The 3,790-nt window shown below is 46.4% G+C and carries 2 protein-coding genes; one reads left to right on the top strand and one right to left on the bottom strand.

The window, feature by feature from the left end:
- Positions 1 to 15: 15 nt before the first annotated feature.
- Entirely contained in the window at positions 16 to 1,737 is a 1,722-nt protein-coding gene (locus F6K38_RS20890; RefSeq protein ID WP_287357319.1) for a DUF6909 family protein, read from the top strand.
- A 369-nt stretch (positions 1,738 to 2,106) separates the two neighbouring features.
- Here the strand turns inward: F6K38_RS20890 and F6K38_RS20885 are convergent, their stop codons facing one another.
- Positions 2,107 to 3,348 (bottom strand): calcium-binding protein, encoded by a 1,242-nt coding sequence (locus F6K38_RS20885; protein WP_287357318.1) that lies wholly within the window; start codon positions 3,346 to 3,348, stop codon positions 2,107 to 2,109.
- Positions 3,349 to 3,790 lie beyond the last annotated feature (442 nt).

Here is a 3,790-nt window from a genome sequence, read left to right as displayed (position 1 = left end):
TAACAGAGCCTCTGTATGACTATTCCGGTTCCGCCAAGAACTCGCGCTCAAGAATCTCGGGCTGCTATCGAACGGATTTATGTGATCATGCGACATCTATTTATCCGAGGATACTACAAGCCGGGGGGTGCTTCTGGTGCAGCGTTGAGGCAAGCGTTGCTGACTTTGCAACCAGAAATTTATGGCTCCATTGCTGACCCACAGAAAGTGGAATTGAATGGTCTAGTTTATGTTATCGATCGCTTACCCTGCGGCATGGAAATGTGTCGTTTTGTGAAACTGGTGGCGGCAGAAGGGTATAGTCAATCAGGATTTGAGACAATTGTTCCTGCTAAACGTCGCCGTAATTGCTACCGCATTGATGAAGAAACGATGCTGATCGAAATTACCCGAGGGCGTAGCGAGATTTATGACATTCTTACCCATCTGACTTTTATTTATATCGAAGCTAATAAAATTAGAGACCATGCTCTGGAGGAAGGTCAACCGACACGAGAGTGGATAAAGCTCGAAGAAATGGTTACAGGTCAACAATCCCCGGATAATCCTAAGTCGTTGGTGTCAGAAGACCTGGAAGTCCAGCATCGAGCTTTTTCTTACTTAAGTACTCTTTTAGGACGTACGTTTGAAGAAACCAAACACGCTTACCATCGCCTTGCTCAGGCTAGCTCTGACAATAATGGTCTATTTGATATTATCTATTGGCTGGGTCGAGTGGCGATGGAAGAAGTCCAATCCCAACGCGATCGCAAAATTACTTTCAGTTCCACACTCCGGGAGCGGATTGGACATCATATCCACGGGGCGCAGTGGGCCAGTGATGTTAAAGGCTTTCTGTTAGAAAACAATTTATGGGAGCGCCCACTCCATATTATTAGTGCGAATTTGCATAGCGTGATGAATTGCTTATTTGCGCCATCAGCACTGAAACCAACCTTGGGACAGGACAAAAAAATTGAGGAAATTGCCCGTGAGTTAAGTTTACCAGAAAACGCCCACCTAAACCAAGAGGTTAGGGAGTTTGCCTTGCAAAACGGGATGTTTTATCTGGCCGATCGAGCTGGGACAAATATCCACGTACAGATTTTTGATACTGCTATGTTACCCCTGGCTTTGCTTTCCCCTGAATTACCAATTAATCCTAACATAATTGAACAGGAAAAGCCAGTTATCTTGGTAATGGATTATGCCTTTGGGGAACAAGCGTTTGAGATTATGGATGAATTACTCAAACCTTATCAAACCAGCGGGCACTCCAAAAAACTTAATGTGAAGTCGATTTCGGTAATGGGAAAAGCGGGAATATTGGTGGGTAAAAAGGGAGATTTAATGCTACCAACGGCACACATCTTTGAGGGAACAGCAGATAATTATCCTTTTGTTAATGAGCTAAAGAGTGAGGATTTTCAAGATGATGGCATCCCCATTTATGAAGGAGCGTTGGTGACAGTAATGGGAACCTCTTTGCAAAACTCTGATATTTTAGCTTACTTCAAAAGTTCATCTTGGAATGTGATTGGCTTGGAGATGGAAGGAGCACACTTACAAAAGGCAATTCAAGCTGCTTCTATGATCCGAAAAAGTATTGATGATAAGGTAAAGCTGCGTTATGCTTACTATGCTTCTGATAACCCCTTGTTGACTGGCAGCACCTTAGCTTCGGGGGGATTGGGAACAACAGGTGTGAAGCCAACCTATTTAATCACTATGAAATTTCTTCAGAAAATCCTGGCATAGTTGATGTAGGGTGGGCAGTGAACCAGACCGATTCACCAAGCCATAGCCCATGGCTAGCCACTGCCCACCAAACGATTAATCACAATTGATGTAGGGTGGGCAGTGAACCAGACCAATTCACCAAGCCATAGCATTACTAGGGCGTGTTTTCAAACTCGGAGATCCCCCTAAATCCCCCTTAAAAAAGGGGGACTTTGAGAATGGCTCCCCCCTTCCGCGCGGGGGGTTGGGGGGGATCTAAATCTTGCGGAAAACTTTGAAAACACGGCCTAGGCACTGCCCACCTTAGGATGAAAACACAGAACAGGGAACTAATCAAATCAAGGAGATTTTAACTAGTCAGTTATTTCCCCCACCGTGTACTAATCGTTATACAAAGATCAGATCCCCTAGGGCATAGCCACCAGACACTATAGCAATAACCTCCAGGGAAGGAGTATTCATCGAGATAAAGTTAGGCCCAAAGGTATAGTCGCCGATTGCTCCATGGAGTTGAATTGTATCTATACCAGATTGGAAATCCGTAATTACAGCGTAATCATTGAAACCAAACCATCCTGCCCCGACATAGTAAGCATTGCTGCTATCTCCAAGCACAAATGTATCAGCACCAGCTCCTCCGGTTAAGATATCAATTTCATTAACACCTGGATTGCTACTGGTGGGATCGACACCTACGATGGTATCATTACCAGAGCCACCAAACAGAGAGTCATTACCTAAGCCACCTCGAAGAGAGTCGTTACCTGAGTCCCCAGACAGGGAGTCATTACCTGAGCCACCCAGAAGAGTGTCATTATCTGAGCCACCGAGAAGGGAGTCGTTACCATCGCCCCCAAACAGAGTGTCTTCACCTGAGCCCCCAGACAAAGTATCTTCACCAAGTCCGCCAATCAGGCTATCATCACCATCATTACCCCCGAGCCTGTCATCACCATCTCCGCCATCCAGGCTATCATCACCAGCTCCGCCATCCAGGGTATCATCACCAGCTCCGCCATCCAGGGTATCATCACCAGCTCCGCCATCCAGGCTATCATCACCATCATCACCCCTGAGGGTATCATCACCAAGTCCGCCAATCAGGCTATCATCACCAGCATTACCCCCGAGCCTGTCATCACCATCTCCGCCATCCAGGCTATCATCACCATCATCACCCCTGAGGGTATCATCACCAGCTCCGCCAATCAGGCTATCATCACCAGCATTACCCCCGAGCCTGTCATCACCATCTCCGCCATCCAGGCTATCATCACCAGCTCCGCCATCCAGGCTATCATCACCAGCTCCGCCATCCAGGGTATCATCACCAGCTCCGCCATCCAGGCTATCATCACCATCATCACCCCTGAGGGTATCATCACCAAGTCCGCCAATCAGGCTATCATCACCAGCATTACCCCCGAGCCTGTCATCACCATCTCCGCCATCCAGGCTATCATCACCATCATCACCCCTGAGGGTATCATCACCAGCTCCGCCAATCAGGCTATCATCACCAGCATTACCCCCGAGCCTGTCATCACCATCTCCGCCATCCAGGGTATCATCACAATCCCCGCCAATCAGGGTATCTTTACCATCTCCGCCCATTAATACAAGCGCCATGAAACTTACTCCTGAATTTTTTCAAGATTTTAATTAGGTATCTATAAAAGCTATCCACCTGGATTTAGATAATTATGCAAAAAGCGTAATATTTTTTTTTCTAGAAGGGAATTTTATGGTACTTATGTACTACAAAAACGGCGAAACAGCGTATAAGCAAGGATTTCAGCAAATTTAAAAATTTTATTTGAGAAATAAAAATTACCCCAAGTTATTGACAAAAGTCATAACTTGGGGTAATTAAATCAGTCTGTAGGGTGGGCAGTGAACCAGACCAATTCACCAAGCCCAAGCCCATTGCTAGGCACTGCCCACCAAACGATTAATCACAGTTGATGTCGGGTGGGCAGTGAACCATACCGATTCACCAAGCCATAGCCCATGGCTAGCCACTGCCCACCAACGGATTAATCACAATTGATGTCGGGTGGGCAGTGAACCA

The organism is Moorena sp. SIO3B2 (assembly GCF_010692525.1).
Lineage (GTDB): Bacteria > Cyanobacteriota > Cyanobacteriia > Cyanobacteriales > Coleofasciculaceae > Moorena > Moorena producens.
This window is presented reverse-complemented; position numbering and strand designations above follow the sequence as displayed.

Coding starts and splice junctions, on each gene's coding strand:
- F6K38_RS20885 (WP_287357318.1), bottom strand. CDS start 3,348: ATGGCGCTTGTATTAATGGGCGGAGATGGTAAAGATACCCTGATTGGC.
- F6K38_RS20890 (WP_287357319.1), top strand. CDS start 16: ATGACTATTCCGGTTCCGCCAAGAACTCGCGCTCAAGAATCTCGGGCT.